Source organism: Priestia taiwanensis, assembly GCF_014638355.1.
Classification (GTDB): domain Bacteria; phylum Bacillota; class Bacilli; order Bacillales; family Bacillaceae_G; genus Priestia_D; species Priestia_D taiwanensis.
The window spans coordinates 457,134-482,765 of record NZ_BMFK01000001.1 but is presented as its reverse complement, the minus strand read 5'-3'; the positions used below and the strand labels follow the sequence as shown (position 1 = coordinate 482,765).

General features: G+C 38.8%; 25 protein-coding genes, 1 pseudogene and 1 other annotated feature. Of the genes and pseudogenes, 9 read left to right on the top strand and 17 right to left on the bottom strand.

The genetic code is table 11. The features are described 5' to 3' along the window. Positions 1-210 precede the first annotated feature (210 nt). Both IEV41_RS20385 and IEV41_RS20380 read right to left on the bottom strand, forming a co-directional pair. Positions 211-1,188 (bottom strand): exosporium glycoprotein BclB-related protein, encoded by a 978-nt coding sequence (locus IEV41_RS20385; protein ID WP_275583691.1) that lies wholly within the window; start codon positions 1,186-1,188, stop codon positions 211-213. A 201-nt stretch (positions 1,189-1,389) separates the two neighbouring features. After that, positions 1,390-2,373, bottom strand: a complete 984-nt coding sequence (locus IEV41_RS20380) for an exosporium glycoprotein BclB-related protein (protein WP_188386867.1) — start codon at positions 2,371-2,373, stop codon at positions 1,390-1,392. 189 nt (positions 2,374-2,562) lie between these two features. Between IEV41_RS20380 and IEV41_RS02480 the strand changes: the two genes are divergently transcribed. Next, entirely contained in the window at positions 2,563-3,603 is a 1,041-nt protein-coding gene (locus IEV41_RS02480) for a YkvI family membrane protein (RefSeq protein ID WP_188386866.1), read from the top strand. Positions 3,604-3,625: 22 nt separating this feature from the next. Here the strand turns inward: IEV41_RS02480 and IEV41_RS02475 are convergent, their stop codons facing one another. Next, the gene (locus tag IEV41_RS02475) at positions 3,626-3,976 is read right to left on the bottom strand and encodes a DUF3979 family protein (RefSeq protein WP_188386865.1); all 351 of its coding nucleotides are present in this window, start codon (positions 3,974-3,976) and stop codon (positions 3,626-3,628) included. Between the two features lie 544 nt (positions 3,977-4,520). Between IEV41_RS02475 and IEV41_RS02470 the strand changes: the two genes are divergently transcribed. Continuing rightward, entirely contained in the window at positions 4,521-5,768 is a 1,248-nt protein-coding gene (locus IEV41_RS02470) for a DUF4153 domain-containing protein (RefSeq protein WP_188386864.1), read from the top strand. A 186-nt stretch (positions 5,769-5,954) separates the two neighbouring features. Here the strand turns inward: IEV41_RS02470 and rsgA are convergent, their stop codons facing one another. The 3 genes from rsgA to IEV41_RS02455 all read right to left on the bottom strand — a co-directional run bounded on the left by rsgA (position 5,955) and on the right by IEV41_RS02455 (position 10,080). Further along, positions 5,955-7,016: a ribosome small subunit-dependent GTPase A gene (gene rsgA, locus IEV41_RS02465; protein ID WP_308420323.1), complete on the bottom strand. Its 1,062-nt coding sequence runs from the start codon at positions 7,014-7,016 to the stop codon at positions 5,955-5,957. A gap of 248 nt (positions 7,017-7,264) precedes the next feature. Beyond that, positions 7,265-9,196 carry an ABC-F family ATP-binding cassette domain-containing protein gene (locus IEV41_RS02460; protein WP_188386863.1) on the bottom strand — a complete coding sequence of 644 codons (1,932 nt, stop codon included), beginning with the start codon at positions 9,194-9,196 and terminating at the stop codon, positions 7,265-7,267. Between the two features lie 593 nt (positions 9,197-9,789). Continuing rightward, complete coding sequence (locus IEV41_RS02455; protein ID WP_188386862.1) at positions 9,790-10,080, bottom strand: LCI fold-containing protein; 291 nt, start codon at positions 10,078-10,080, stop codon at positions 9,790-9,792. 291 nt (positions 10,081-10,371) lie between these two features. On the opposite strand from IEV41_RS02455, the gene IEV41_RS02450 reads away from it, so the two are divergent. Together IEV41_RS02450 and IEV41_RS02445 are read left to right on the top strand one after the other, a co-directional pair. Beyond that, on the top strand, positions 10,372-11,646 hold the full coding sequence (locus tag IEV41_RS02450; protein ID WP_188386861.1) for a helix-turn-helix domain-containing protein: 1,275 nt from the start codon (positions 10,372-10,374) through the stop codon (positions 11,644-11,646). Then, on the top strand, positions 11,630-11,854 hold the full coding sequence (locus tag IEV41_RS02445) for a hypothetical protein (RefSeq protein WP_188386860.1): 225 nt from the start codon (positions 11,630-11,632) through the stop codon (positions 11,852-11,854). The genes IEV41_RS02450 and IEV41_RS02445 overlap by 17 nt, the downstream gene beginning before the upstream one ends. Before the next feature lie 322 nt (positions 11,855-12,176). On the opposite strand, the gene IEV41_RS02440 is transcribed toward IEV41_RS02445, so the two are convergent. Next, positions 12,177-12,995: an NmrA family NAD(P)-binding protein gene (locus tag IEV41_RS02440; protein ID WP_229722117.1), complete on the bottom strand. Its 819-nt coding sequence runs from the start codon at positions 12,993-12,995 to the stop codon at positions 12,177-12,179. Between the two features lie 192 nt (positions 12,996-13,187). On the opposite strand from IEV41_RS02440, the gene IEV41_RS02435 reads away from it, so the two are divergent. After that, entirely contained in the window at positions 13,188-13,805 is a 618-nt protein-coding gene (locus IEV41_RS02435; protein WP_188386858.1) for a hypothetical protein, read from the top strand. 18 nt (positions 13,806-13,823) lie between these two features. Here the strand turns inward: IEV41_RS02435 and IEV41_RS02430 are convergent, their stop codons facing one another. The 5 genes from IEV41_RS02430 to thiM all read right to left on the bottom strand — a co-directional run bounded on the left by IEV41_RS02430 (position 13,824) and on the right by thiM (position 19,625). Continuing rightward, positions 13,824-15,242, bottom strand: a complete 1,419-nt coding sequence (locus IEV41_RS02430; protein WP_188386857.1) for an alanine/glycine:cation symporter family protein — start codon at positions 15,240-15,242, stop codon at positions 13,824-13,826. Between the two features lie 167 nt (positions 15,243-15,409). Continuing rightward, positions 15,410-16,510 (bottom strand): prephenate dehydrogenase, encoded by a 1,101-nt coding sequence (locus IEV41_RS02425; protein ID WP_188386856.1) that lies wholly within the window; start codon positions 16,508-16,510, stop codon positions 15,410-15,412. Between the two features lie 130 nt (positions 16,511-16,640). After that, positions 16,641-17,717: a bifunctional 3-deoxy-7-phosphoheptulonate synthase/chorismate mutase gene (locus tag IEV41_RS02420; RefSeq protein ID WP_188386855.1), complete on the bottom strand. Its 1,077-nt coding sequence runs from the start codon at positions 17,715-17,717 to the stop codon at positions 16,641-16,643. An 89-nt stretch (positions 17,718-17,806) separates the two neighbouring features. Next, positions 17,807-18,033 (bottom strand) — a binding site (T-box leader). Positions 18,034-18,173: 140 nt separating this feature from the next. Then, the gene (gene thiE / locus IEV41_RS02415; RefSeq protein ID WP_188386854.1) at positions 18,174-18,824 is read right to left on the bottom strand and encodes a thiamine phosphate synthase; all 651 of its coding nucleotides are present in this window, start codon (positions 18,822-18,824) and stop codon (positions 18,174-18,176) included. Positions 18,825-18,827: 3 nt separating this feature from the next. Further along, complete coding sequence (gene thiM / locus IEV41_RS02410; RefSeq protein ID WP_188386853.1) at positions 18,828-19,625, bottom strand: hydroxyethylthiazole kinase; 798 nt, start codon at positions 19,623-19,625, stop codon at positions 18,828-18,830. A gap of 477 nt (positions 19,626-20,102) precedes the next feature. Here thiM and IEV41_RS02405 point away from each other — a divergent pair, with 477 nt between their 5' ends. Genes IEV41_RS02405 through IEV41_RS02390 form a run of 4 tightly spaced genes read left to right on the top strand, consistent with a single transcriptional unit; the run spans position 20,103 to position 22,545 of the window. Beyond that, a complete protein-coding gene (locus IEV41_RS02405; RefSeq protein WP_188386852.1) occupies positions 20,103-20,651 on the top strand; it encodes an RNA polymerase sigma factor in 549 nt (182 codons plus the stop codon). Then, positions 20,648-21,091 (top strand): hypothetical protein, encoded by a 444-nt coding sequence (locus tag IEV41_RS02400; RefSeq protein ID WP_188386851.1) that lies wholly within the window; start codon positions 20,648-20,650, stop codon positions 21,089-21,091. The genes IEV41_RS02405 and IEV41_RS02400 overlap by 4 nt, the downstream gene beginning before the upstream one ends. 3 nt (positions 21,092-21,094) lie before the next feature. Then, positions 21,095-21,559 (top strand): hypothetical protein, encoded by a 465-nt coding sequence (locus IEV41_RS02395; RefSeq protein WP_188386850.1) that lies wholly within the window; start codon positions 21,095-21,097, stop codon positions 21,557-21,559. Continuing rightward, on the top strand, positions 21,556-22,545 hold the full coding sequence (locus tag IEV41_RS02390) for a DUF4097 family beta strand repeat-containing protein (RefSeq protein WP_188386849.1): 990 nt from the start codon (positions 21,556-21,558) through the stop codon (positions 22,543-22,545). Before IEV41_RS02395 ends, IEV41_RS02390 begins: the two co-directional genes overlap by 4 nt. 36 nt (positions 22,546-22,581) lie before the next feature. Here the strand turns inward: IEV41_RS02390 and IEV41_RS02385 are convergent, their stop codons facing one another. The 5 genes and pseudogenes from IEV41_RS02385 to IEV41_RS02370 form a co-directional block, all read right to left on the bottom strand. Then, the gene (locus tag IEV41_RS02385; RefSeq protein ID WP_188386848.1) at positions 22,582-23,202 is read right to left on the bottom strand and encodes an HAD-IA family hydrolase; all 621 of its coding nucleotides are present in this window, start codon (positions 23,200-23,202) and stop codon (positions 22,582-22,584) included. A 39-nt stretch (positions 23,203-23,241) separates the two neighbouring features. Continuing rightward, positions 23,242-23,943 (bottom strand): HAD family hydrolase, encoded by a 702-nt coding sequence (locus tag IEV41_RS19920; RefSeq protein ID WP_229722208.1) that lies wholly within the window; start codon positions 23,941-23,943, stop codon positions 23,242-23,244. Positions 23,944-23,991: 48 nt separating this feature from the next. Next, positions 23,992-24,381 (bottom strand): annotated as a pseudogene (locus tag IEV41_RS20125) (GNAT family N-acetyltransferase); the annotation flags it as partial. Between the two features lie 23 nt (positions 24,382-24,404). After that, on the bottom strand, positions 24,405-24,812 hold the full coding sequence (locus IEV41_RS02375; protein ID WP_229722116.1) for a GNAT family N-acetyltransferase: 408 nt from the start codon (positions 24,810-24,812) through the stop codon (positions 24,405-24,407). A 92-nt stretch (positions 24,813-24,904) separates the two neighbouring features. Next, the gene (locus IEV41_RS02370) at positions 24,905-25,606 is read right to left on the bottom strand and encodes a 5'-methylthioadenosine/adenosylhomocysteine nucleosidase (protein ID WP_188386846.1); all 702 of its coding nucleotides are present in this window, start codon (positions 25,604-25,606) and stop codon (positions 24,905-24,907) included. Between the last annotated feature and the right edge of the window lie 26 nt (positions 25,607-25,632).

The window sequence follows — 25,632 nt, the reverse complement described above, 5'->3', positions numbered from 1 at the left end:
AAACATAAAATCTCCGTTTCTTCATAAGATGCACAACAACACTATATGGGGATAGTCTTTTATACCATTTTCTTCATCAATATGTATCTTTTATTTTTCGCATTTTGCACAACTATTTATCCCCATTCACAAATAAATTGAACAGATAACCACTTCAGTAGAAAAAACGTAAGCATTATGCCTACGTCTCTCTACTATATAATCTCCCCCTTAAATAATTGTTACTCCTGCACTACCATATCCCGCAATAGCCGCCGCAAATGTTAGTCCTGTCGTTGTCACAGTAAATACCATCAACAAGCGATCTTCCGTCGTTACTGGGATAGATAACCCTGTCGTAATGCCATTTGCAATATCACCAATATTAATTAACCCTGAGAAAGTAGGTGCCAATACGACACTTGCTCCTGCAATCGGGGTAAATATATTATTAGGTGTTGTGGACTGATACAACTGTGCAGTAACTGTTGCTGTTCCAATACCTAGCTGTACCGCTGCTGTTGTACTAAAGTATGCGGAGAGAGCAGTAATTGTACCATCACGAGGTACAGAGAATGACATATTAAGCAATAATCCAACTGCGCCAGTTAAATCAATCGTCCCACCTAATACACTTACCGATGATGCAGAGTTACCAAAGCCTACTATCCCACCTGTGTCCGCAGTTCCAGCAATAAGAGACGTCAAAATTAGCGGCAATCCTGATGCAAGCGGAATAATTGCTCCTTGCCCTGTTACTCCTGTTACCCCTGTTACTCCTGTTATTCCTGTCGCCCCTGTCCCTCCCGTCGGACCTGTTGGACCTGTTGGACCTGTTGGACCTGTCGGGCCTGTTGGACCTGTTGGACCTGTCAGACCCGTTGGACCTGTCGGACCCGTTGGACCCGTTGGACCAAATGGACCTGTTGGACCTGTTATACCTGTTGGACCTGTTGGGCCTGTTGAACCTGTTGGGCCTGTCGGACCCGTTAGGCCTGTTGGACCTGTTATACCTGTTGCTCCTGTTGCTCCCGTTGCTCCTGTTGCTCCTGTCGCTCCTGTTACCCCTGTCGCTCCTGTTGCTCCTGTTGCTCCTGTCGCTCCTGTTACCCCTGTCGCCCCTGTCGCTCCTGTTGCTCCTGTCGCCCCTGTTGCTCCTGTTACACTAGGTGGAAAAATAGGAAAAGCCATGAACCCATCTATAGACATACGCATTCCTCCTTTCAATTCATACAAGAAATCCCTCTATAATAATAGATGCAACTCTCCTAACATTTGTATAGATAATCTAACTATCTTTTTCAAAAATATAGCCAAACCTTAAACAACTATAGAAACTAAGAAAAAGGCGCTATTACACTAAACGTAAATCGCGCCTTTCCCTTCACTACTATACACATTCATTTTGTCTTAAAGAATATTTACTCCTGCACTTCCATAACCCGCTACAGCTGTAGCTATAGTAAGTCCTGTTGATGTGATGGAGAAAACCACTAACAGACGTGTTTCTGCTGCTACTGGAATTGCTAGACCATTTGTAATACCATTTACAATTGTTCCAATTCCAAGTATTCCAGTTAACGTTGGCGCCAAGTTCACAACAGCACCTGGAATTGGTGTGAAAATATTATCCGGCGTCGTTGATTGATACACCTGAGCTGTAACAGTCACATCTCCCCCAAGAATCGTTAACGCTAGTGTTGTACTAAAGTAAGCTGCGATAGATTCAATGACACCATCCCTCGGCATGGAGAACGACATATTAAGAAGCGTTCCAGCTGCACCAGTCAAATCAACTGTTGAACCAAGTAATAATACAGTAGGCGCAGAATTACCAAATCCTACAAGACCAACAGTCCCCGCTAAGCCACCAACTAGGGTTGTCAACGCTAGTGGTATTCCTGACGCAAACGGAATAATTGCTCCAGATCCTGTTGCCCCTGTCACTCCTGTTGCTCCCGTTGCTCCTGTTACTCCTGTCACCCCAGTTACTCCTGTCGCCCCAGTTACTCCTGTTGCTCCTGTTGGACCCGTTGGACCTGTTGGACCTGTCGGACCTGTTGGACCTGTTGGACCCGTCGGACCTGTTGGACCTGTTATACCTGGATCACCTGTCGGACCTGTCGGACCTGTTGGACCCGTTGGACCTGTTGGACCTGTTGGACCCGTTGGACCTGTTGGACCTGTCGCTCCTGTTGCCCCTGTCGCTCCTGTTGCTCCTGTTGCTCCTGTTGCTCCTGTTGCTCCTGTCGCTCCTGTTGCTCCCGTTGCTCCTGTTGCTCCTGTCGCTCCTGTTGCTCCCGTTGCTCCTGTTGCTCCCGTCGCTCCTGTCGCTCCTGTCGGACCATTAGGAGGAAAAATCGGGAAAGCCTGAAAGTTATCACATATTGACATACTCTTCCCTCCTTATACGTTTACTAATAGAGGATTTTCATGAAAATTCTCTATAATAGTAAATGCCAGCTCTCTACAACTTGTATAGGTGATGCAACTACATTTCCAAAAAGAATATATCCAATCCTTCATTCTAAACAACACAGCTTGTTCATATAGTTAATACAAAACACATTGGAGGACAAACAAATGGCCAAAAAACAAGCGAACTTATCCTTCAAAATTGCCGCAACGTATATAGGGACAATTGTTGGTGCTGGTTTTGCTACTGGCAAAGAAATCGTTGAATTCTTTACAGTACATGGTCTTTACGGTGCTATTGGTATTCTCCTTAGCGGGATACTCTTCATTTGGCTTGGAACAAAAATGATGCTACTTTCTGTCGATATACAAGCATTTTCCGTACAAGAATTCAATCGTTATCTGTTTGGCAACACCGTTGGGACAATCATTAACGGCATTACCATTGTCGTATTAATAGGTGTTACGAGCGTTATGTTATCTGGTGCCGGAGCAGTATTCGAAGAACAACTACATCTTAATCGCCAACTCGGCATTATTCTAACTGTAGCGATTTCTCTACTCGTTCTCCAAAAAGGAATAGAAGGTGTCTTTTCTGTCAATGTCATTGTCGTTCCAATCATGATGCTATTTATCATCGGACTAAGTTCGACGACGTTTTCCACAAGCTTAGCTTCTATCGGACAAACCATCCCAGAAGGACCAGTAAATATAAAATGGTTCATCAATCCATTTGCATACGTTGCACTCAATCTCGTATTAGCACAAAGTGTCCTCGTCCCACTCGCTCATGAAGTACAAGATAAAAAAGCGATTATGAAAGGTGGTATTCTAGGCGGAATCGGTCTATGTTTTATCTTATTAAGTAGCCATTTAGCGATTTCATCAATTGAATCGTTTCATACATACAACATCCCTATGGCAGAAGTCATTAGACAGCTCAATTATGTATTTCATTTCCTCTTTATTTTCATTATTCTCGGCGAAATCTTCACAACCGTTGTCGGCAATGTCTTTGGTATTAGTAAGCAACTACAAAGTATTTTTGATATCCCATACTTTATCGTCGTTGTTGTCGTGATTTGCGTTGCGTATTCCATTAGTTTCGTAAGCTACAGTCCGTTACTTAGCTTCTTATATCCCTTAATCGGATGGGTCAGCTTAGCCTTCCTTCCACTTGTTGCCTTCAAAACAAAAAAGCACCTCTAACCTTGTCGGTAGAGGTGCTTTCTTATTCATCACATTCATCACACGATTCAAAGAACGGTCCGAATTCCACGTGAAGATGTGGCTCTACTTGCACCTTAATCATTCTACTAGGCATACGTTCTAGTATGAATTGCACACTTTTTTCAAAACCATCATCTGTAAAAATACTATCTTGAATAGCAATTGCTTTAATATCTACGATACGTCTATCATTTTGTTCCCACATAACCTTTAATTCATTATCATCATTCACACAGATTGTTAATCTATTCAAGGCGATGCTTCCTTCATTTCCTGTTAACAAAAAGCGGAAAAATTCTTGTCTATCCATTACTGGCATTATTGCGAAAAACTCTTGTAATTTCGCTAGCATTCATCATCACCTCTATCTTTATCTACATCCTATTATACCAATATCCCAATGCTTTATGTACTATTATAGAGCGACAGAATTACGCCATATGTATAATATTTAACAGTAGCATATGTCACTTTAAAAAAGACGCGATATTTCGCCCCTTTGGATTTGTTTATCTAAAGGGGTGTTTTTATCGTGAAAAGTGTCTTATTAAAAAAACATTTTAGACCATAGAATGAAATATTAGACTGTTAAACAATAGTTGCAGAGCATTTCTTTGAATGAAAAATGTTTTTTATTTTTGTTTAAAACAAAAACACGCAATAAAAATATTATTTAAACCAACAAATTTTTATTGTAAAACAATAAAATATATATTAAAATCAAAAACAGAATAAATAAGTGAGGTGCTTTTTATGAAAAAAGTAACAACGTTGTTTTTAAAATTTGTAAGGCTTTAGAGTGGCCACCAGGAGATATTTTAGAATAAAAAAGTGACGAAGACAGTTAAATGAATCAAGGAAACTTCATATAACAACTATTAGGGGGAGATATAACTATGGACATTAACAATTTGCTTATTAAAAATATTACTAACCCCCATGAGCTGGAGAGAATGTATAGAAAAGATCCGAAAACTTTTAAAAAGTCATTCTCACACGCATGGGAACAAAATCCTGATTCTCAGGTTCTTGGCGTTTGGTATGAAAGATTGCATTTCAAGGAGACGGCGAATACAGAAAAACCTTCCTTGCTTCAAAAAGATTTCTTATTCATGGGCATTTTAGCCATTCTGGCCGGGATAATCACCAGAATCATTTTCCATTTTGTCGAACAGGAAGCAATTGCTCCAATTAACCTGGCTTTTGGTATAATTCCCTTTATTGCTGCCTATTTTGTTTACAAGAATACTCCAAAAAAACGTATTATTTATTCCATTACAGCCCTATTCCTAATTTCCGGAGTGTATCTTAATATGCTGCCATTACATTATAAAGACAGTACTATCCTTGCTTATTTACACCTTCCCATATTCTTATGGGTATTGGTAGGGCTTGCATTTACAGGAAATGAATATTCAAAAGGCAGTACAAGATTAGCCTATATTAAATTTAATTTGGAATATTGTATTCTCTACGCTAGCATGGCAGTTAGCGGAATGATACTAGCAGCATTAACCATGCAGTTATTTAGCTTTGTTGGCTTGAATATAGAAGACTTCTATTTTAGTAATGTCGTTTTATTTGGTGCAGCCTCTCTCGCTGTCGTTGCTGCATACCTAGTATCAATGAATCTTAAACTTGCTAAGAATATTACACCATATATAGCTAAAATTTTTAGTCCTCTTGTCCTGGTCACATTGTTGGTCTATCTTGTAACAGTTATATGGGTCGGAAAAAATCCATTCTTGGACCGCAATTTCCTGATAGCCTTTAACGGAATTCTCCTTGGTGTATTGGCCATTACCATATTTTCCATTACCGAGAGCGATTCAGACGAGAAAAAGAGCATTTCAGATTATATAAATTTTTCCTTAATTGTTCTTGCACTTGTCATTGACAGTGTGGCTTTGTCCGCCATTGTGTTCAGACTGTCTTCTTATGGGATTACGCCTAATAGACTTGCTGTTTTAGGCATAAACATACTTATCTGGGCAAATCTAATTTGGATTATGTTCTCCTATATGCGTTTTCTACAAAATAAATCCGGACCTTCAACTATCCAAGATGCCGTTACTAAGTATTTGCCGGTCTACGGACTTTGGGCAGCTTTCGTTATATTTACTTTTCCAATAATGTTTAGGTAGAAAAGCTAATCTTCTATAACTTATAAGATCCTTAAAGCCGATAGTATGCAACTTTTTATACAGAGTTACATACTATCGGCTTATTTTCATTACTAAAGTTAAAAGGAGCATATTCCAAATTCAAGTGTTACTAAAATAAAATTATGTGCTAAAAAACGGCCAAGATATACTTGACCGTTACGTACGTTAATATGCTTTATATTTCTTTTGTACCTTCTCTGGCTTCTTGCTTTTTCCATTCAGCGCTTTCCTTAAAGCCTGCTTTTGCTTACGTAATCCGTATGCAATTTCACGTTGTAATTTATTGTAGCTTATTAAACGTCCGTGTTCTAATTGACCACTTTCAATTGATTCTTGTACAGCACACCCTGGCTCTGTTTCATGCTTACAATCATGGAAACGACATAACGTCGCTAACTCATCAATGTCCGAGAACGTCGCACTAAGCGAAGAATCTCCGTCCCATAATTGTAATTCACGCATACCCGGTGTATCCATTACAAGGCCACCCGTCGGTAAAATAAACAATTCACGATGTGTCGTCGTATGTTTCCCTCGGTCATCGCCTTCACGCACTTCTGACGTATGCTGAATTTCTTCACCAATTAGCGCATTTAAAAGCGTCGATTTGCCGACACCAGACGAACCTAACAATGCTACCGTCACACCGAGCGACAGAAGCTTACGTACTTCCGCTACTCCATCATCTTCTAAACTATTCACCGCGATAACCGGAATGCCAAATGCTACTTTCTCTACTTCTTGTATTTTCACCTCTACATCATCACACAAATCTTTCTTTGTTAAAACGATAATTGGCGTTGCACCACTTTCAAAGGCTAATAACACGTAACGCTCCAAACGACGGACGTTAAAATCTCCGTTCAGTGCATTTACTAAAAACACATAATCAACATTCGCGGCGACGATTTGTTCTTCCGCTTTGCCACCTGGCGATCTCCTAATAAAGACACTTTTTCGTTCGAATAAGCCGTGAATCATCACCTTTTGCTCACCAGGTACTTTCGTGATGAATACCCAGTCTCCAACCGTTGGATAATCGCTACGTAAATGAACGCCATGTCTGAACTTCCCTGTTAGTTCCCCGACATATTCACCGTCTTCACACATAATGCGATAAATGTGTTTATGCTCCAAGCAAATGCGTCCGACCTCATAAGTCGTATCCGTACATTGCCCTTCAAAAAATGATTGCCATCCTAATTCTTGTTTTGTAAATTGATTCAAATGTGTATCCTCCAATATAAATGTTATGATGAAGGACACAGCTAGAAACAAACTACTTTCCGCTGTCTCCCTCCAACCCGCGACTTAAGTGACGAATCAATACAATGCTCATTTTTTTCATCATTATCAACACTTCCTTTCCGAATAAGTTATTTCTAGTTTATACCAAATTATAGAGAAATGCTACAACTAGTCACAAAATTAAAAATGCCCCAGCAAGCCTCATCAGCTACTAGGGCACTATCATTTTATGAACTTAATTCTTCCCACTCATCATATAGTGCTTGAATGGCTTCTTTCGTTGCTTCGCATTCATCGTTAATCGATTTCGCTTGCATTGGATCATTGAAGATTTCTGGATCGCATAGTTGTTCTTCAAATGCAACAACCTTCTCTTCTAATTCCGCAATTTCTCCTTCAATTGCTTGAAGACGTTCTTCTTTCTTACGTGCCTCACGTTTTAACATGCGGTCTTCTTGGCGTTTACGCTTTTGGTCTTCGAATGATGTATCTTCTTCTTTTTTCGTTTCGACTAGTACTTCGCCGTTTTCTCTTGCTAATTCTTCTAAAAAGGCCTTCTTCTCCACATAGTCATCGTAGTTTCCTAAGTAAGTAGTAAGTCCCTCTTCCCCAAGTTCTACGACACGTGTTGCTAGACGATTTAAGAAGAAACGATCATGTGAAATGAAGAATAGTGTACCAGGATAATCCGCTAGCGCACCTTCTAATACTTCTTTTGACATTAAATCAAGATGGTTCGTCGGCTCGTCCAAAATCATCACGTTTGGTTTTTGTAACATTAACTTTACTAAAGCAACGCGGGCGCGCTCTCCACCTGATAAAATCGAAATCGGCTTCTCTAAATCATCCCCTGTAAATAAGAAATGACTAAGAATCGTCCGAATTTCACGACGATCTAAATGCGGGAAACTATCCCACACTTCTTGGATAACCGTCTTATTCACCTGTAAATGTTCTTGTTCTTGCGTGTAATACCCTAGGTCAATATTCGTTCCGAAACGAACATTCCCTTTAAACGGCTTCATATCACCAACGATATTTTTCAATAACGTTGATTTACCAATTCCATTCGGGCCGATTAACGCAACACGTTCGCCTCGTTTTAACTGAAGGTTGATATCCTTGGATAATTGTTTAGTCTCATAACCAATCGCCACATCTTCGACCATTAATACATCATTTCCTGTTTGACGCATAATATCGAAAGAAAAACTAACTTTCCCAGTACTCGTAATTGGACTTTCAATACGGTCCATCTTCTCTAACATTTTACGACGGCTTTGTGCTTGTTTCGTACGGACACCCTCAATGTTACGACGAATATACTCTTCTGTACGTGCAATTTCAGCTTGTTGTTGTTCAAAACGCTTCGCTTGCAGTGCTAAATCTTGTGCTTTTTGCTCCAAATACGCTGAATAATTTCCTTTGTAACGTTTTGTCACACCACGCTCGATTTCGTACACAATATCCGCTAATGCATCTAAGAAATAGCGGTCATGCGACACGATTAAGACCGCGCCAGAATACGACTTCAAGTATTCTTCTAACCACGTTAGACGTGCAATATCTAAGTAGTTCGTCGGCTCGTCCAAAATAAGCAAGTCCGGTTGCATAAGAAGTTGCTTTCCAAGCGCTAGACGCGTCTTTTGTCCACCCGATAATGATTGAACAGATTGACTATGCATATCTTCCGGGAAGTCTAATCCGTGTAAGATCGAGCGTACATTTGCATCAATTGCATACCCATTACGATCTGTGAATTGTTGCTGTAAGCGCGCGTACTCCCCGCTTAAACTTTGAAACTTGCTTTCATTTTCGTATACAGACGGCTTACTCATCTCCGCCTCTACTTCACGCATACGCTTCTCAACTGCGAATAAATCATTATATACAGAACGTAATTCCTCATACACAGTCATTGAAGAATCTACCGTTGAATGTTGTGCCAAGTACCCAATTGTCGAGCCCTTTGCGATATGTACTTCACCTTTATCATGTGATAATTCACCTGCTATCACTTTTAAAAGCGTTGATTTGCCAGCCCCGTTCGGACCAACTAACGCTACACGTTCTCTCTCTTGAACTGTAAGCGTCGCATCTTCTAAAATAACATCTGTCCCGTACGCTTTATGTATATGCGATGCCGTTACAAGTATCATACTATTGTCACTCCCTTAAAACTTATCTTCTTACAAGTTTAGCGTATATACGACAGAAAGGGAAACTATTTTCGCTCTTCAACCAACCCCATCATGAAAAACTGCTATTCATTAAAAAAAATAAATACAGACATATAATTTAACTAAAAATGGAAGGAATATACGACAGAAAACGAAGAGGCATGCTCTTTTTGAACTCCCTATTACATATTTGGATTAACGGCTATCTTCGTAAAAGAATAAATGGCTATCTGTACAACAAAAGATTCGTAGATAATAGGAATTCTAGGTTGAATATTGAGAAAATCCTTCTAACTCATTCACAAGTAGCATAACATCAATTCCTCCTATAACTCTTTCATCTTCACATTATTTTCATGTTAGTCAAGAAACATGATCTTTAAAATAGGTAAATACAAAAAAACAGCTAATCCCTAGTTAGGAATTAGCCAGTTTTACGTACTAATATCTTTATATGCCATATAAATTTGTTTCTATTCTTAACTGATAAGAAGTACTAAATCTATTTATAGATTCTTTCTTACCAGTTAAATATCATGATACACTCATTCTACATACAATACTCGATATTATTATCTGCCTTCATAGTGACCGTAATAGCCGCCACCACAATCAGATGTTTTAGAAGAACCTTTGAAATACCATGTAATCCCTGTACTATCGGTATATTGATTAGCGAAAACATTGCTAGAGCTGAATTTATTTTGATAATATTTACCAGTTCCACTGTCATACCAAGATAATTCAGAAGCACATGACAACGTTTTCGGAGCACTTTCTACACTCGATGCCGATACTCCACCAGTTCCTAATGTTAATGCAATACCCGTTGCAACTACTCCTAATACTAACTTCTTAAACATAATAAATTCCTCCTTGTAATTAAGCATAATAGTAGTCTTTTAAATTGGCGTATTTATTAGACTACCATCACACTATCATAGGAAAAATGAAAAAAATGTAGAATTTTGACATATTCATATTGGGAAAATAAATCTACAAAAGCCACCATTCAAACAGCTCTAGCACCATAATAACAGTCACTTTTAGTACTTAAATTACTCTCCCCTTTCAGCTTGATATCCCCTACACATACAAAAAATTACTTTTTTATGATATAATTGGAATAATCTGTATAAGGAGGTAAAGAATACGTGGAAATTGGGAAAATAATTTATTATCATCGTAAAAATCAATGTAAGACACAAGAAGAATTATGTAGGGGAATATGCTCTATTACACACTTGAGTAAAATAGAAAATAACGTAAAAGAAGCAAATGTAGATACACTAACTTTGCTATGTGAACGATTGGGCATATGCATTGAAATAGAAGAGAAGAAGTTCCAAGACTTTCAAAAAGAAATAAATCTTTTCTATGATTCTATAGAAAGGTTACATGCAACAAAGGCAGAATCTATCTATAATTATTTAAACAATCATCAACCTTATATAAATTGTACAAATCTAGTTTATTTATACGAGCTATATGAAATACGCTATTATTTATTTTTAAATAAATTAGACACCGTTAAAGAAATGCTTACGAACATCATGAAACATAGCCGTAAATTTTCCCAATATGAAAGGTATTTATTAGATTTTTTATATGCTATATACTATTTTAAGAGAAAAGAATTTATCAGCTCGTTAGAACTATTAAATAACATTAGCGAGTTAGTTGAAAAATTTAGCGACAAAGTAAGAGAGTATTACTATTTCAAAGCTTTAGTACATAGCAAGTTGAATCATTCTACTTTAGCTATTCATTTTGGTCATAAAGCATTAACAATTTTTCAAGAAACGAGCAATATTTATCGTATATTACATGTGAAAACGATTATAGCCATTCACTTAATAAATACATGTGAATATAGAAAAGCAGAAATATTTTTATTAGAACTATTAGATGATGCAGACTTAATGCAAAATGTTAAGGAAACAACAAGAACTTTACATAATTTAGGTTTTTTATACGAATCTGATAATAAACCGTTAAAGGCACTAGATTACTACTCTAAATCCTTACAATTAAAACAAAAACATACCCCCACTTACTACCTAACAATAGCCAGCATTGCAAAAGTTTACGTAAATATGCAAGAATTCGAAAAAGCTGAAGAACTATTAAAAGAGGAACTGGTTCTATTAAAGGACCAAGAAGACCCTACATATGTGATTCTAAAAGCTTTATATCTGCAATCTTTAAAAAACGAAAAAGGTTTAATTAACTATTTAGTTAACTATGGTCTACCTATTATGCAAAAACATGACCAATTAACAAAAGTTGTAGAGTATGCAGAAAAAATTGCTTCATATTACGTACAAGTTGATTGTTTATTAGCTAATCAGTATCTCTGCATTAGTAATAATACCTTAAAAAGCTTATTAAATAACAAAGGAGGAAATAGCTATGAAAAAATTGATTAAGTATTTCGCATTATGTTTAGTATTTTTTGCTGGTGGTATCGCAATAACAGATGACTATTCTCGTACAAACAATAACGAAAGCGCATTCAGTATGCTTGACCCAGAAGATCCACCAGGACAAAAGATTAACATGCTTGACCCTGAGGATCCACCGGGACAAAAGATTAACATGTTTGATCCTGAGGACCCACCAGGATACACAATGTAAGTATTATGGATTTTTTCCTATAATATATACTTACGCCGCATGAAATACATGTACTTCTTAATCATAGGGGTATTCGCTTTTATGCGGCGCATCTTAAGAGGAAGTCTCTTCCCCTACAAATAAACCACCAGGCTATAAAGAGGTTTCTATCCCTTCCTCTTTAACCTGGTGGTTTATTTTACTCTTACATTCAAACATGTATTTTATATAAGTCATATAAAGTAGTAGACTTTCTAGCTAGCGCACATACATTACCATTATGCAGAAGGGCTTCTACACCTCTGCTATTTCAGAAAGATACAGGTTAAACTGAGACCTTTTATTAAATAAAATAGTTTACATGCTCGGTCGCCCATTCTGCAAAAGTACGTGCTGGTCTACCCGTAACCTTTTCAACACTCGAATTTACCGTATATGAATATTCAGGAGGATTACTATGCCAACGGATAACATAATCAATAGCATCTTCCTGAACACCCATTCTTCTCATCCGTTCACGCTCTTGTTCTTCCGACAGCTTAACAAATCGTATGTCTCGATTTATTATTTTACTAATAATCCCGACCTTTTGAGGTACTGTCAGTGATTCTGGTCCAGTAAGTACATACGTTTTTCCAGCATGACCGTTCTCCACTAAAGCAATTGCCGCTACACGCCCTATATCCCCCTCATGAATAGAAGCACTTAATGAATCAGCAAATAAATCTTGGACTACGCCTTCGGAGCGTATCGATTCTTTCCATTTAAGCGCATTAGACATAAACTCTGCCGGATGAAGCAATGTCCACTCCAGATTACTAGCTTCAACAGCTTTCTCTGTAAGCCCCTTCTCCCCTCCCCATAAGACGGTAACACGCCGAACTCCAGCTTTTGTAGCAAGCTCAACAATCTCTTGCCCTGTTTGCAGTGGTACATACCCAACTCCATTCGTAATTAAATGCATGCCAGTAACACCTTCCAATGCTCGCTTAAGCGTATGTGGTTGACTTAGATCACCAAGCGCAACTTCCACCCCTTGAGGTAAATTAATCCCTTCAACATTACGTGTTAGTGCACGGACTTTCTGCCCAGCCATTAACAACTCATTAACAACATGACGTCCAACTCGCCCCGTTGCACCTGTTACTAAAAACATCGCCATTCATCTCCTTCTTAACACAAGTAAATCACCTTTGAATATACATACCATTCAACAAAATATATTCCTTAAAGCGATAGAACATACAGTTTTTCCGCGGGAATGAAGTTGGGCACACATACGATGTAGCAGGTATCATAAAATCCATGTCGAATGAAATATATTACATTATCTACAGAAGAAAGGAGAATCACATTGAAACGAACGTACCTACTCCTTACCACACTACTCCTATCCCTACTACTAACTTCTAGCTGCACAAACAACCAAAACGATGAAGCAATCACCATCTCAGCAAATCAACACTCCCACTATATGAAGAAATTTAAAGATTTAAATTTGGGTATTTTATATGATTTCACCCTTCGACTGCCACACGCCGATAAAAGGTGGGTAACTCTTTGGATAGAAAAATTCACCGATGGTCAAAAAGAATCTCAGTCTCTTCTAACATTAGGTTATGGTTTAAATCCTAATCAAACACCAGAAGGAAATATAGGATTTGGAATCCTAAAGCAGACTGAACTCCATTCATTTTTTCTTTATGGATCTGGCGCAAAATCAGTCATTCAGCCAACCGAAAACATTCTCAGCAAAGAAGGTGCAAGCACATGGGGATATGCAATTGGAAACGAAAAAGTAGAGATACAAATAGGTAAAGAGCTTGTATTAGCCGCATACCGACAAACATCGGAAGACTTTATGCAGACATATGATTTACAAGACGAAGACTCTATGAAACAAATGATAAACGACGACGATATGGTACTTTTACTGAAAATAAAAATAGAAGAAGGCCATCCATCCAGATAGCCTTCTTCTTTCCACTAGTTACCCTCGTTTTACATTTTTCGTTTCCTTATCCCAACACTCTGTATTCTCTACACCGATACTCTCTGCGTAGAATACAGGGTCAAGACCTTGTTTTTTCTGGCGTGTGTAATCTTTTAACGCTGCAAACGCAATTTTACCTAGTAATGCGATTGCTAGTAAGTTAAGAATTGCCATGAAGCCCATGAATAAATCAGCCATGTCCCAAACGATTTGGATTGTCGCCACAGAACCTAACATAATCATTCCGATAACCGCTGCACGGTATACCCACATCCATGTTTTACTTACCTTTAAGAATTCTAAATTCGTTTGGCCATAGTAATAGTTTCCGATTAATGATGTGAATGCGAATAAGAAGATCGCAATTGCAACGAATCCAGTTGCCCACGAACCGATATGTTGACTTAATGCTACTTGCGTTAACTCAATACCTGTTAAATCCCCTTGATTTTGCACATCTGAGAATAAAATCATGAACGCCGTTGCGCTACAAATGATAAGTGTATCAACGAATACACCTAACGTTTGAATTAAACCTTGTTTAACTGGATGCGATACGTGAGCAGTTGCCGCTGCATTTGGCGCACTACCCATACCAGCTTCATTCGAGAATAATCCACGCTTAATCCCTTGCATCACAGCCGCACCGATACCACCAGCTACTGCTTCTCTAAATCCAAATGCATTCATGAAAATAGACTCTAATACTTCTGGAACTAATGTAATGTTTGTTAACACAACAAACATTGCTACTACAATATAAATCAACGCCATAACAGGCACGATAATACTACTCATCTTCGCAATACGTTGTACCCCACCAATAATAACGACTGCCGTTAAAATTGCTAACACAACCCCTACAACTGTACGATTTACACCGTATGCATTGTCTAATGCAAGACCAACTGTATTTGCTTGAACTGCATTAAATACTAGTCCGTAAGAAATCGAGATTAAGATGGCGAAGATAACACCCATCCAACGTTTTCCTAGACCTTTTTCCATGTAATAAGCAGGACCTCCACGGAAGCCTTCTTTATCTTTTACTTTATAAATTTGTCCTAACGTACTCTCTACAAATGCTGAACCAGCTCCGATTAACGCAATTATCCACATCCAGAATACTGACCCTGGACCACCAGCAGCAATTGCGATAGCTACCCCAGCTAAGTTCCCTGTTCCTACACGAGAGGCAACACTAATCGAGAATGCTTGGAAAGCAGAAACACCTTTCTTCCCATCCTTTTCCTCTGCTTTTTCCCCCATTAAACGGAACATCTCCGTGAAATAGCGGAATTGTACAAACTTCGTACGAACCGTGAAATATAATCCTAATCCAATTAGGAGAGCAATTAATACATAAGACCAGATAACGTCGCTTATATCCAACATCATTTCATGAAAAATATTCATACTATTTCTCCTTCTCACAACTTTATGATAGAAACATAATATTATATGTCAGAAGTTATGTCAATATAATGTGAGGTTTTCTAACATTTATTTTTTTATTTGTTTTCTTTTTTCGGACAAATAAAAAATCTATTTCTCTACGAATAGAAAAATAGATTTCGTCTATATTACGATACCGTTGTAACATCGTATGTATGCTCTTGTAATAATTGTTTCGCTCTCTCACAATCATTCTCTTCTTGGAAACTAAGGCGCAATACCCCCATCACACCTTCTCTCATTTCTAAAATGCGAATGTTAATTAAGTTCACTTCATGCTTTGCCAATAATGCGGTAATTGTCGCAATCTCCCCTGGTCGATCAACAACATCTACATATATATCATAGAAAGAAGGGATTGCTCCTTTCTTACGGACTGGCAAAGAGTCTCGGTATACCTTCGCTTCTTCGAAGTACGTTAACACTTTCTCGCCGTCCCCTTCTTCTAACATTGCACACACCTCTTGCATTTCTCCAATCCATTGTTTCAAGAAGAGCACCATGTTATCCGTATTTTGTTTCATAATATCGCGCCACATCTCAGGATTACTAGAAGCAATTCTCGTAATATCTCGGAATCCTCCGGCAGCTAAGCGTGTAATTAATTCATCCTCTTGTGCATATGAGCGAATTTGTTGCACTAAACTCGCTGCAATTAAATGCGGAAAGTGGCTAACAAGTCCTGTTAGTTCATCATGTTGCTCGGCACTCATGACGATGAAATGCGCTCCCGTTCCATCCAGTAACTGCTTCATCGTTTCTACGTTTTCCGCAGTCGTAGATGATGATGGAGTTAATAAATAAAAAGCATTCTCAAATAAATGTGCCTTCGCACTTGCGACACCACTTTTGTGTGATCCTGCCATTGGATGTCCACCGATAAAGGCAATACCACGCTCGGTTAATTTGCTTGCGCATGTCATAATCTTCCCTTTTGTACTACCGACATCCGTTACAATGACACCTTCCTTGAACGTATAAGAAGCAATTTCCTCTATCCATGTACATACATGTTCAACTGGTGAGGCAAATATAATAACATCTGCTTTCGCAACCTCTTCTCGTAGATTCATAGCTACTTCATCAATTACATTCATTGTATTGGCAATCTTCTCTTGTTCCTTATTCGTATCGAAACCGACAAGATGGACGTCATGCTTTCTTCGTATTGCCAGTGCAATAGAGCCACCAATTAACCCGACACCAATAAGTAAAATACGTTTTTTCACCTCTCCCACCACCTTTTCGAATATTCAGACGTGAAATTATGTAAAGAAAGTGGAATTCTCCCTGTTAAAAGAATCCCACTTTTATACAATTCTAGATAACTACCCCTTATAGGTGTATAGTCATATATATTTATGCTAGTTTATTTTTGAATTCCTTTAATTCATTGATGAATTCATTGAATTGCGGGATATCCATTTGTTGTGCTGAATCAGATAACGCCACAGCTGGATCTGGATGCACTTCTGCCATTACCGCATCTGCACCAATTGCTAATGCTGCTTTTGCAGTTGGTAATAATAAGTCTTTACGTCCTGTTGAGTGCGTTACGTCTACAACAACTGGTAAATGTGTTTCTTTCTTTAAAATCGGTACTGCTGAAATGTCTAACGTATTACGTGTTGCTTTCTCATACGTACGAATTCCGCGTTCACATAAGATAATTTGGTCGTTACCTTGTGCGATGATGTACTCTGCTGCGTGAACGAACTCATCGATTGTCGCAGATAAACCACGCTTTAATAGTACTGGTTTGTTTACTTTTCCAACCGCTTTTAATAGTTCGAAGTTTTGCATATTACGTGCACCAACTTGGATGACATCTACATACTCAAGTGCTACTTCTACGTCCGCTGGATTTACAATTTCACTAATAACAGCTAAGTCATACTCATCCGCTACTGTTCGTAAAATTTCTAAACCTTCTACACCAAGACCTTGGAAATCATAAGGCGATGTACGAGGTTTGAACGCACCACCACGCATCAATTTAATGCCTTGTTCTTTCATCGCTGAAGCAACTGCGCGTACTTGCTCAATGCTTTCAACTGCACATGGTCCCATGATGAAGTTTTGCTCACCGTTACCGAATTTCACACCTTTTACATCAACTACTGTATTTTGTGATTTCGCTTTACGTGATACAAGTAACGTCTTACGCTCATCTGCTTCTTGTAAATCTAGACATGCTTTGAAGATTGTTTTGAATACATGCTTCATCGTCGGTGTATCAAATGGACCTTCGTTATTTTCTGCGATTTTGTCTAACACTTCGCGCTCACGAACAGGATCGAAACGCTTCACACCTGATACTTGCTTCACCTTTCCAATTTCTTGAGCAAGCTTGCCACGCTCACTTAAAAGTTCCAACAGCTTCACATCAATTGCATCAATCTCATTCCTTAACACTTGTAAGTCTTTATTTGACATTTTTTCTTCCTCCTTGTTTTTATGTACTCTTTTCTATTTGGTGATGCATTACTTCTTCGATAAACAAAAAAGTCCCTACTAGATTCTCTAGTAGGGACGATTTCACATCGCGGTACCACCCTAGTTGCAAACAACATCGTTTGCCTCTTTCATCAGATAACGGATTACCCGTCTTCCCCTTCATGAAGTAAACCTTCACTACGAGAAAGATGCTCCAGAATTGTAATTCACACATGCCACTGTACTGATTCACACCAACCATCAGCTCTCTGAGACAGGAATGCAAGCGCTACTTTGATTCTTTCTTCGCTCATTATATATTTACTGTATTATAATTACTAAAAAATAGAAAAGTCAATGCTTTTTTGCCCTAGTTCCGCCTAATTTTATGTATGTGCCCAGACACGGAACTTTGACACAAAATATAACATTTTCCATGTCTTGATGCAACCTTTTTCACCCGAATTTTTGTCCTTTTTTTACAACGTGACAAAATGCCTCTGCACGCGCTTTCGCATCGTCCGAAAGACTGATAGCCGATATGACGGAAACACCGTCTGCTCCTGCTCGCACAACCACCTCTGCATTCTCCGCTGTAATGCCACCAATTCCAACAATCGGAATAGTAAGCCCCTCACGGCGAAATGATTCAATAACCGTTGTCCCTTGTACTGCTCGTGTATCCTTTTTCGTCCCCGTCGGAAAAATAGGCCCAACCCCTAAATAATCAGCCCCACACTTAATTGCATAACGTGCTTCTTCGATATTATGCGTGGATACACCCAATAGTTTGTCACCAATTTTTGCACGTACTTCCTCCACCTTGTCATCTTCTTGCCCAATATGAACACCATCTGCCTCCAACAATAACGCTAATTCCACATCATCATTAACGATAAATGGCACACCATATTGTTTACAAAGTATTTGCACCTCTTTCGCGAATGTCACATATTCTTCCCCACTTAGCGCATCGTCGCCTTTTTCACGGAACTGGAAAAGAGTAATACCACCTTGCAATGCCTCTTCCACAACGTGCAGTGGATTTCGCGTACAGTTGTTACTTCCCATAATAAAGTAGACTTGTAGTAATTCTCTCACGTTCATTGTTTACTCCCCCTTCTCAACAATCGCATGTTCACGTACAATTTCACTCGTTACATGATGCAACTGATTCAAGAACTCGATTTGGAATGTTCCTACCCCTCGATTATCCGTACGCGCCACCGCACGTTCTGCTGCCACGCCGTAATATGCTAACGCTTCTGTCGCGCCAACAACTGTATCTTCCTCTACCGCGACAAACGCACCAACTACAGACGTTAACAAGCAACCTGTCCCTGTCACGTTTGTTAACATCGGATGACCGTTCTTCACAATATGAACACGTTTTCCGTCTGTAATAACGTCTTCTTTTCCCGTAATAACAACTACTGTTTGTAAAAGATTTGCCGCCTTTTTCGCAAGTGCCACAACATCTCCAGTACCACTACCAGCATCTACCCCTTTAATTGTCCACGCTTCACCAATTGTATTCGCAATTTCTGCGACATTCCCACGAATGACCGATATCTTTACTTCACGCACAATTTGTTTTGCTGTTTCTGTACGATACGCCGTTGCACCGACACCAACTGGATCAAAAATAACCGGAACACCATTCTCATTCGCCGATTTCCCCGCAATCATCATTGCTTCGACTACTTCTTCTGTTAGCGTTCCGATATTTAAAACAAGGGCTGACGCAATTTTCGCCATATCAGCTACTTCTTCTTTCGCATACGCCATCACAGGCGACGCTCCTAGTGCTAACAGCCCATTCGCTGTGAAATTCGTCACAACAACATTCGTTATATTATGTACGAGCGGATTTTGCTCTCTTACTTTTTCTACTGCATATCCAACCATCTCTTATTCCTCCTCTTTTTGAAGTAGGGAAAGAAAAAAGGACACAATACGCGTACGTAAAGTGTCCTTATCATTGCATTCGCACTTTCCCTACGCTGGCATTATCCAACAGGTTCCAACGGTCGATGACGGAATAGCCACCCTCTCAGCCCGCTTCCGCAAGCTCCCAAAATGATATATGATTCTACTATCAGTCTACTCTTTTTAGGATAAAATAACAATAAAAGTTTCTTCACAGAAAGATAGTATTTATTCTTCGGAAAATAAAGTACTTCTCATATATGGAACAGAAAATGGTGACTCCTGCGGGAAAAGCGAGACCCCACATACTTTCACTTTCGCCCAAGGAAAGCGTCCACTTGTAGTTCAGTGCACACATAGTACCGTTCTCCTTATATTTTTCTAAAAAAGTTTTATTTTTTTGCAGGGTTTCTCAAAAACAGTTCGTCTAATAGTGTAGAAAGGAGAAGTGATGCAATGGATTCCGATGTTCAACTCATCCAGCAAATCATCGGTGGCGATACATCTGTGTTTCGGCAACTTATTAAAAAGTACGAAACACGTGTGTACAGCGTCGCGTTCAAAGTAACAAATAACCAAAAAGACGCTGAAGATGTGACACAAGAAGTGTTCCTACAATTATATCGCTCGTTACATAGTTTTCGCCAAGATGCTAACCTCTCAACGTGGATCTATCGTATCACGATGAACAAGGCACTCGATTTCAAGCGAAAGAAAGATAGGCAAACAATCAACGAAACAAACACACTACACGATATAAAGCCTATCTCTCCTGTCTTAACCCCTGAACAAGAACTCGTGAAGAAGACCGAACAAGAATTGTTGTATGAGGCACTCAATAAGTTACCACCGCCGTATCAAGAAGTATTGAACTTATATTATTTTGAGAATAAGTCATATCAAGAAATTGCTACTACACTCAACATCGCAGTGAAAACAGTAGAATCTCGCTTATACCGAGCGAAAAACATACTAAAAGCAAACGAACTAGGAGGGAGAAAATGAAGCATGTTACGGATGAACAACTAATCTCATATCAACTCAATGAACTCTCTTTAGAAGATACAACGTTCGTGATGAAGCATATAAGTACATGTATGAAGTGCCAAGAGAAATTTGAACTACTAAATATGTTAACGGATGAATGGGATGAACCGTCTATCACACATATTTCTACGTCCTTAGAAGACTCTATTATGAGCATGATTGAAACATCGAAACAAGTGAAGAAACCAACGTATAAGCCTAACGCCTATATGAAATATATTCATTTCGGACTAGCTGCTGCCGTCACACTGCTATTTTTCAAAGCTGACGTTACTGGCAGACTATTAAATACATCGAAACAAATGACCGACACATATGGTTATACAGTAGAACAGACAAATAAGTTTTCCATTGAACTACCAAAATGGATGACACCTTTTACACATAAGGAGGAATAAAACATGCAAAAACCAAAACGACTAATCTACTTACTGTCGTTCTTCCCAGGACTAGGGCACTTTTATTTAGGGCTAATGAACCGAGGATTACAACTAATGGGGATTTTCTTCGCCCTCTTCTACTTCACAACAATTGGATTTAATAATCTATTCGTATTCATGCCAATCATCGTCTTTTATGCGTATTTCGACGCACTAGAAAACTATCGTTACTGGTTACAATACGATGAATTGAAAGATCATGACGTATTTGAGACAGCACTTTTCAAAGAGAAAAAAGTCTTCATTGGCTGGGGCCTTATTATATTAGGTGGATACTTTTTCCTAGATAACTTTGTCATGCGAGCACTTGCACAGTACTTTTACTTACCACATAACTTCTTAGAGAAACTATTAATGAGCTTCTTATTTATTTTCATTGGTTATCGTCTATTACGTAGCAAGAAAGAAGAGGTGACGAACGAATGAAAAACTGGAAAATAGGTACATTAACTGCTGGATGTTTATTAATTTTAACTGGGATACTATTACTTATACATTTGTTCATCCCGCTCCCAATTTACAAAGTCTTTACCTACATTTGGCCCGTCATCTGTATCGCACTCGGTGCAGAAATACTACTCTTGCATTTTATGAAAAAAGAAGCGAACCTTCGTTTTAGCTTCGTGAGTATTTTCTTACTTATTATCGTTACGTTCACATCACTAGGGTATTTCTTCGCTTCAAGTGTCATGAATGAATTCGGCATAAGTTTCAAAACACATAAACAAGAAATAAATGATTCGATTACATTAGCAGAAAAAGTAGATGAAATATTTATTAATATTCCGAGCGCTTCTATTCAAATTGAAGGAACAGATACAAATAAAGTAACCGTACAAGGTATGGCATATATCAACGGAAACACGAAAGAAGAATCAGCAGAAAACTTTGCTGAAAACTATACATTCAAACAAATCGGAAATAAATTCTATCTTTCGTTAAAGAAACAATTAGATAACTTCGACTTCGACCGTGACACGAAACAACTTATTACAGTATTTGTACCGAAGAATATTGCGATGCACATCGATACATCTCATAGTGATGTATCCGTAAAGAACCACGATGGAACCATCAAAGTGAATACACACATGGGTACATTCCAAGCCGAAAATATCAACGGTACACTTCTATCCCAGAATTCACATGGCAATGCCATCTTAACAAATGTATCCTTAACTGGCGATTCTTACGTGAGCGCAACGAATATCACTGCCATCTTCAATGACAAACAAAACGGAAAGATAGACGCGTCTATACAATCCGACGGTGAATTAGCAGGAAATGTAAACTGGCAAACAACAAAAGACGGCAGAGCAGACTCACATACAAAAGGAACAACAACTATCGGAAGCGGTGAACACAACGTCCGCTTCGAAGTACAACATGGAACGATATCTGTTTCGAAATAACGTGAAAAAAGGCATCGCTATCGCAATGCCTTTTTTCTATACAAGACTTAAAATCTCCTCTGGTGTCGCTACAATATGAGTCGGCTCTTCTTTCTCCACTTTCTCACGAATATCGAAACCCCACTCTACCCAGACAACTGGAATACCACATTTTTTTGCTGCAACAATGTCACGCACTTCATCCCCTATATACAGAGCCTCAGAACTTTGTAACTTATGCTTTTTCAAGAACTTCTTCATCACCTTGTCTTTTCCTAACAAGTTACTTGAACAGACGATATTATCAATGTAGTCGACTCCTTGTTCATGTAAGAAGTCACGAATCACGTCTTCTGAGTTCGACGAAATAATCGCTAGTTGGTACCCTTTATGTAGCAACTGCTCAAACACTTCTTTAATACCACCGAACATTTTTAAATCTTTCATCGATTCTTTGTATGCACGATAAAAAGAAGGGGCTAAAAACGGAATTTTGTACATCGGAAACTCAAGGTAATTACACTTTTCTTTTACTGTTAACGTGCGTAAATATTCCTTATCCTCCGCACGAATTTTCTTATATTCATGCTTATCAGCTAATTCATTATATACACTTATCGCCATATCCATCGAATCGACAATCGTCCCGTCGAAATCAAAGATAATACATTTCGTCATTAGCTCATACTCCTTTACAATCTTTGCTTTTATTATAAACTATTTCTGCTGTTCCAATTGTAAAGTTTTCTTCAATAGTAATTGTAATTCCTCTACTGACGCCACAACATGCGTCGCCTTGGCACTTTCTAATTCCGCACGATCACCATATCCCCACTCTACGCCAACTGAATCTACTCCATTTTTCATCGCACCAATTAAATCATGCTTTCTATCACCAATCATCACAATTTCATCTTTCTTGAACGTTGGATATTGTTCCAATATGTACGCAATAATTTCTGCTTTATCACGACGTGTTCCGTCTAAGTTACTACCAACAATGCTTGAAAAATACGGAGATAACTGAAAATGCTCCGCAATCTTTTCAGCAAATACAGTTGGTTTTGACGTCGCAACAACAAGTGTTTTTTCTTCCTCACGTAACATTTCTAATAATTGAGAGATTCCTTCGTATACTTCGTTCTCAATCATACCACGTTCGCTGAAGTACTCACGGTAATACGTAATTGCTTGTGTTACTTGTTCTTCACCCCAACCGAAATGCTCTGCAAATGATTCCTGTAGCGGTGGCCCAATGAATGACAGCAAGTTCTCTTCTTTCTCTTCTACACCAAATTGACGTAGTGCATATTGTACCGAATTAATAATACCTTCCTTCGGATCCGTTAACGTTCCATCTAAGTCAAATAACACGAGTTTATACTCTTTTCTTAATGAATACTGCAAGATCTTCTGCATCCCAACTGGTCCTTCACGACGAATACCTTTATCAACGAAATTCACATGCTCGTATAACTTCTGTGCGGCAATATTACGCATATTGACTGCCAACACAAGCTCGTCTACTTCCGGAAAATGTTCACGAACAAATGCTGGTAACGCAAGCATCCCTACTTTCGCATATCCTTTCCCTTGATGTGCCGTATTCACCGATAACGCTCGAATTAACATGGCACGCTCATTATTAACGAGCTGTTGAAGGTTGTCCCCCATCTTCAAGACAAAAAATCCAACTGGTGTATCTTCATGTACCATCACAATTGGATGTTGTCCACTCGTAATTGCTTCATCTAACACATCAGATGGCAATCCTGTAAACTGCGCTTGTTCTTCCGGTAACTCGAAACGGCATAATTCTTCCCGGTACTTTTCTTCAAAAAAGGCCAATCTCACCATCATTTTCTCCCCTTTTGCCAACATTACGATTGAAACACAAATACAGGTCCGTTCCACAGTTCATTACGTAGGAGCCCTTCTTCATAGATTGAATCGCTCGTATAAGCTGTTATAACATGCTTCCAAAATGCCGTTGCGGCTATGTTAGCATCTGTTTGTTTAATCTCCCATACACCTTGAAATTGTTGAAACACACGATGCGCAACCTTCTTGCCGACACCTTTACGTCTAAATTTCCTCATAATAAAGAAATCACTTATTACATTCGTTTTCTCGGCTGCACTAAACTTTGTATACTCTTTCGGCACGTCAAGGATTACTAACACAAAGCCAGCAATCTCACCGTCCACTTTCACAAGTAAAGGATGACGATACTCTTCTGTCCATTGATGATCTAACAATTTATACGAATAGAGGCCATGATAATTCAACGCATGACCATCAAATTCACTACTATCATAGTGGTATAACTTGTAGCAGGTTACTTAAAACACTCTTATCTTCGTATGTAATAGGTAATAATTCAATATTCATATTTGAGTTCTCTTGTCATCATGAGTTGTTCCGTCATCTTTACGACAATTGACGCAGAATGATTCGCAGCTATTTCTTTAAATTGCTCGTAGTCAACTGTTGCCTGTCCATTCGCAAGATCCGAAATGCTTCGAATAACAACAAACGGACACTTATTCATATACGCAATATGCCCAATCGCCGCACCTTCCATCTCTACCGCATACGGCTCATACGTTTCCACCAATTGTCGCTTCTGCTCATCATCCGAAACAAAGCTATCACCAGTTACAATTCGACCCGTATGGCTCGTGACACCTACTTGTTTACAACTCGCCTCTGCAACTTCTATCAATCGCTCATTTGCAAAGAAAGACTCCTGAAACGGCGAAAAATTCTTCATCTGAATTTGTCTCACGTCATGGTACGTCACATCCGTCGAGATAACAACATCACCGAGGTTCAGTGATTCATGCATCCCACCAGCTATACCTGTATTGATAATGCACGTGACATCATATTTGTTGATTAATAGTTGCGTACACGCAGCAGCGTTCACCTTGCCAACGCTACATTTCGTCAAAACAACTTCTGTATCTCCAATACACCCACGATAAAATGAAAACCCTGCTATTCTAGCTTTAGACGTGATTGTCATATGCTGTTTAATTTTCTCTATTTCAATTTGCATCGCTCCGATAATTCCAATCATCGTATCCCTCCTAGTAAATAACGAAA

What these genes read in the sequence shown, in the direction of transcription:
- IEV41_RS20385 (WP_275583691.1), bottom strand. Translation starts at nt 1,188, where the DNA reads ATGTCTATAGATGGGTTCATGGCTTTTCCTATTTTTCCACCTAGTGTA.
- IEV41_RS20380 (WP_188386867.1), bottom strand. Translation starts at nt 2,373, where the DNA reads ATGTCAATATGTGATAACTTTCAGGCTTTCCCGATTTTTCCTCCTAAT.
- IEV41_RS02480 (WP_188386866.1), top strand. Translation starts at nt 2,563, where the DNA reads ATGGCCAAAAAACAAGCGAACTTATCCTTCAAAATTGCCGCAACGTAT.
- IEV41_RS02475 (WP_188386865.1), bottom strand. Translation starts at nt 3,976, where the DNA reads ATGCTAGCGAAATTACAAGAGTTTTTCGCAATAATGCCAGTAATGGAT.
- IEV41_RS02470 (WP_188386864.1), top strand. Translation starts at nt 4,521, where the DNA reads ATGGACATTAACAATTTGCTTATTAAAAATATTACTAACCCCCATGAG.
- IEV41_RS02460 (WP_188386863.1), bottom strand. Translation starts at nt 9,196, where the DNA reads ATGATACTTGTAACGGCATCGCATATACATAAAGCGTACGGGACAGAT.
- IEV41_RS02455 (WP_188386862.1), bottom strand. Translation starts at nt 10,080, where the DNA reads ATGTTTAAGAAGTTAGTATTAGGAGTAGTTGCAACGGGTATTGCATTA.
- IEV41_RS02445 (WP_188386860.1), top strand. Translation starts at nt 11,630, where the DNA reads ATGAAAAAATTGATTAAGTATTTCGCATTATGTTTAGTATTTTTTGCT.
- IEV41_RS02440 (WP_229722117.1), bottom strand. Translation starts at nt 12,995, where the DNA reads ATGGCGATGTTTTTAGTAACAGGTGCAACGGGGCGAGTTGGACGTCAT.
- IEV41_RS02430 (WP_188386857.1), bottom strand. Translation starts at nt 15,242, where the DNA reads ATGAATATTTTTCATGAAATGATGTTGGATATAAGCGACGTTATCTGG.
- IEV41_RS02420 (WP_188386855.1), bottom strand. Translation starts at nt 17,717, where the DNA reads ATGTCAAATAAAGACTTACAAGTGTTAAGGAATGAGATTGATGCAATT.
- thiE (WP_188386854.1), bottom strand. Translation starts at nt 18,824, where the DNA reads ATGAACGTGAGAGAATTACTACAAGTCTACTTTATTATGGGAAGTAAC.
- thiM (WP_188386853.1), bottom strand. Translation starts at nt 19,625, where the DNA reads ATGGTTGGATATGCAGTAGAAAAAGTAAGAGAGCAAAATCCGCTCGTA.
- IEV41_RS02405 (WP_188386852.1), top strand. Translation starts at nt 20,103, where the DNA reads ATGGATTCCGATGTTCAACTCATCCAGCAAATCATCGGTGGCGATACA.
- IEV41_RS02400 (WP_188386851.1), top strand. Translation starts at nt 20,648, where the DNA reads ATGAAGCATGTTACGGATGAACAACTAATCTCATATCAACTCAATGAA.
- IEV41_RS02395 (WP_188386850.1), top strand. Translation starts at nt 21,095, where the DNA reads ATGCAAAAACCAAAACGACTAATCTACTTACTGTCGTTCTTCCCAGGA.
- IEV41_RS02390 (WP_188386849.1), top strand. Translation starts at nt 21,556, where the DNA reads ATGAAAAACTGGAAAATAGGTACATTAACTGCTGGATGTTTATTAATT.
- IEV41_RS02385 (WP_188386848.1), bottom strand. Translation starts at nt 23,202, where the DNA reads ATGACGAAATGTATTATCTTTGATTTCGACGGGACGATTGTCGATTCG.
- IEV41_RS19920 (WP_229722208.1), bottom strand. Translation starts at nt 23,943, where the DNA reads ATGCAGAAGATCTTGCAGTATTCATTAAGAAAAGAGTATAAACTCGTG.
- IEV41_RS02370 (WP_188386846.1), bottom strand. Translation starts at nt 25,606, where the DNA reads ATGATTGGAATTATCGGAGCGATGCAAATTGAAATAGAGAAAATTAAA.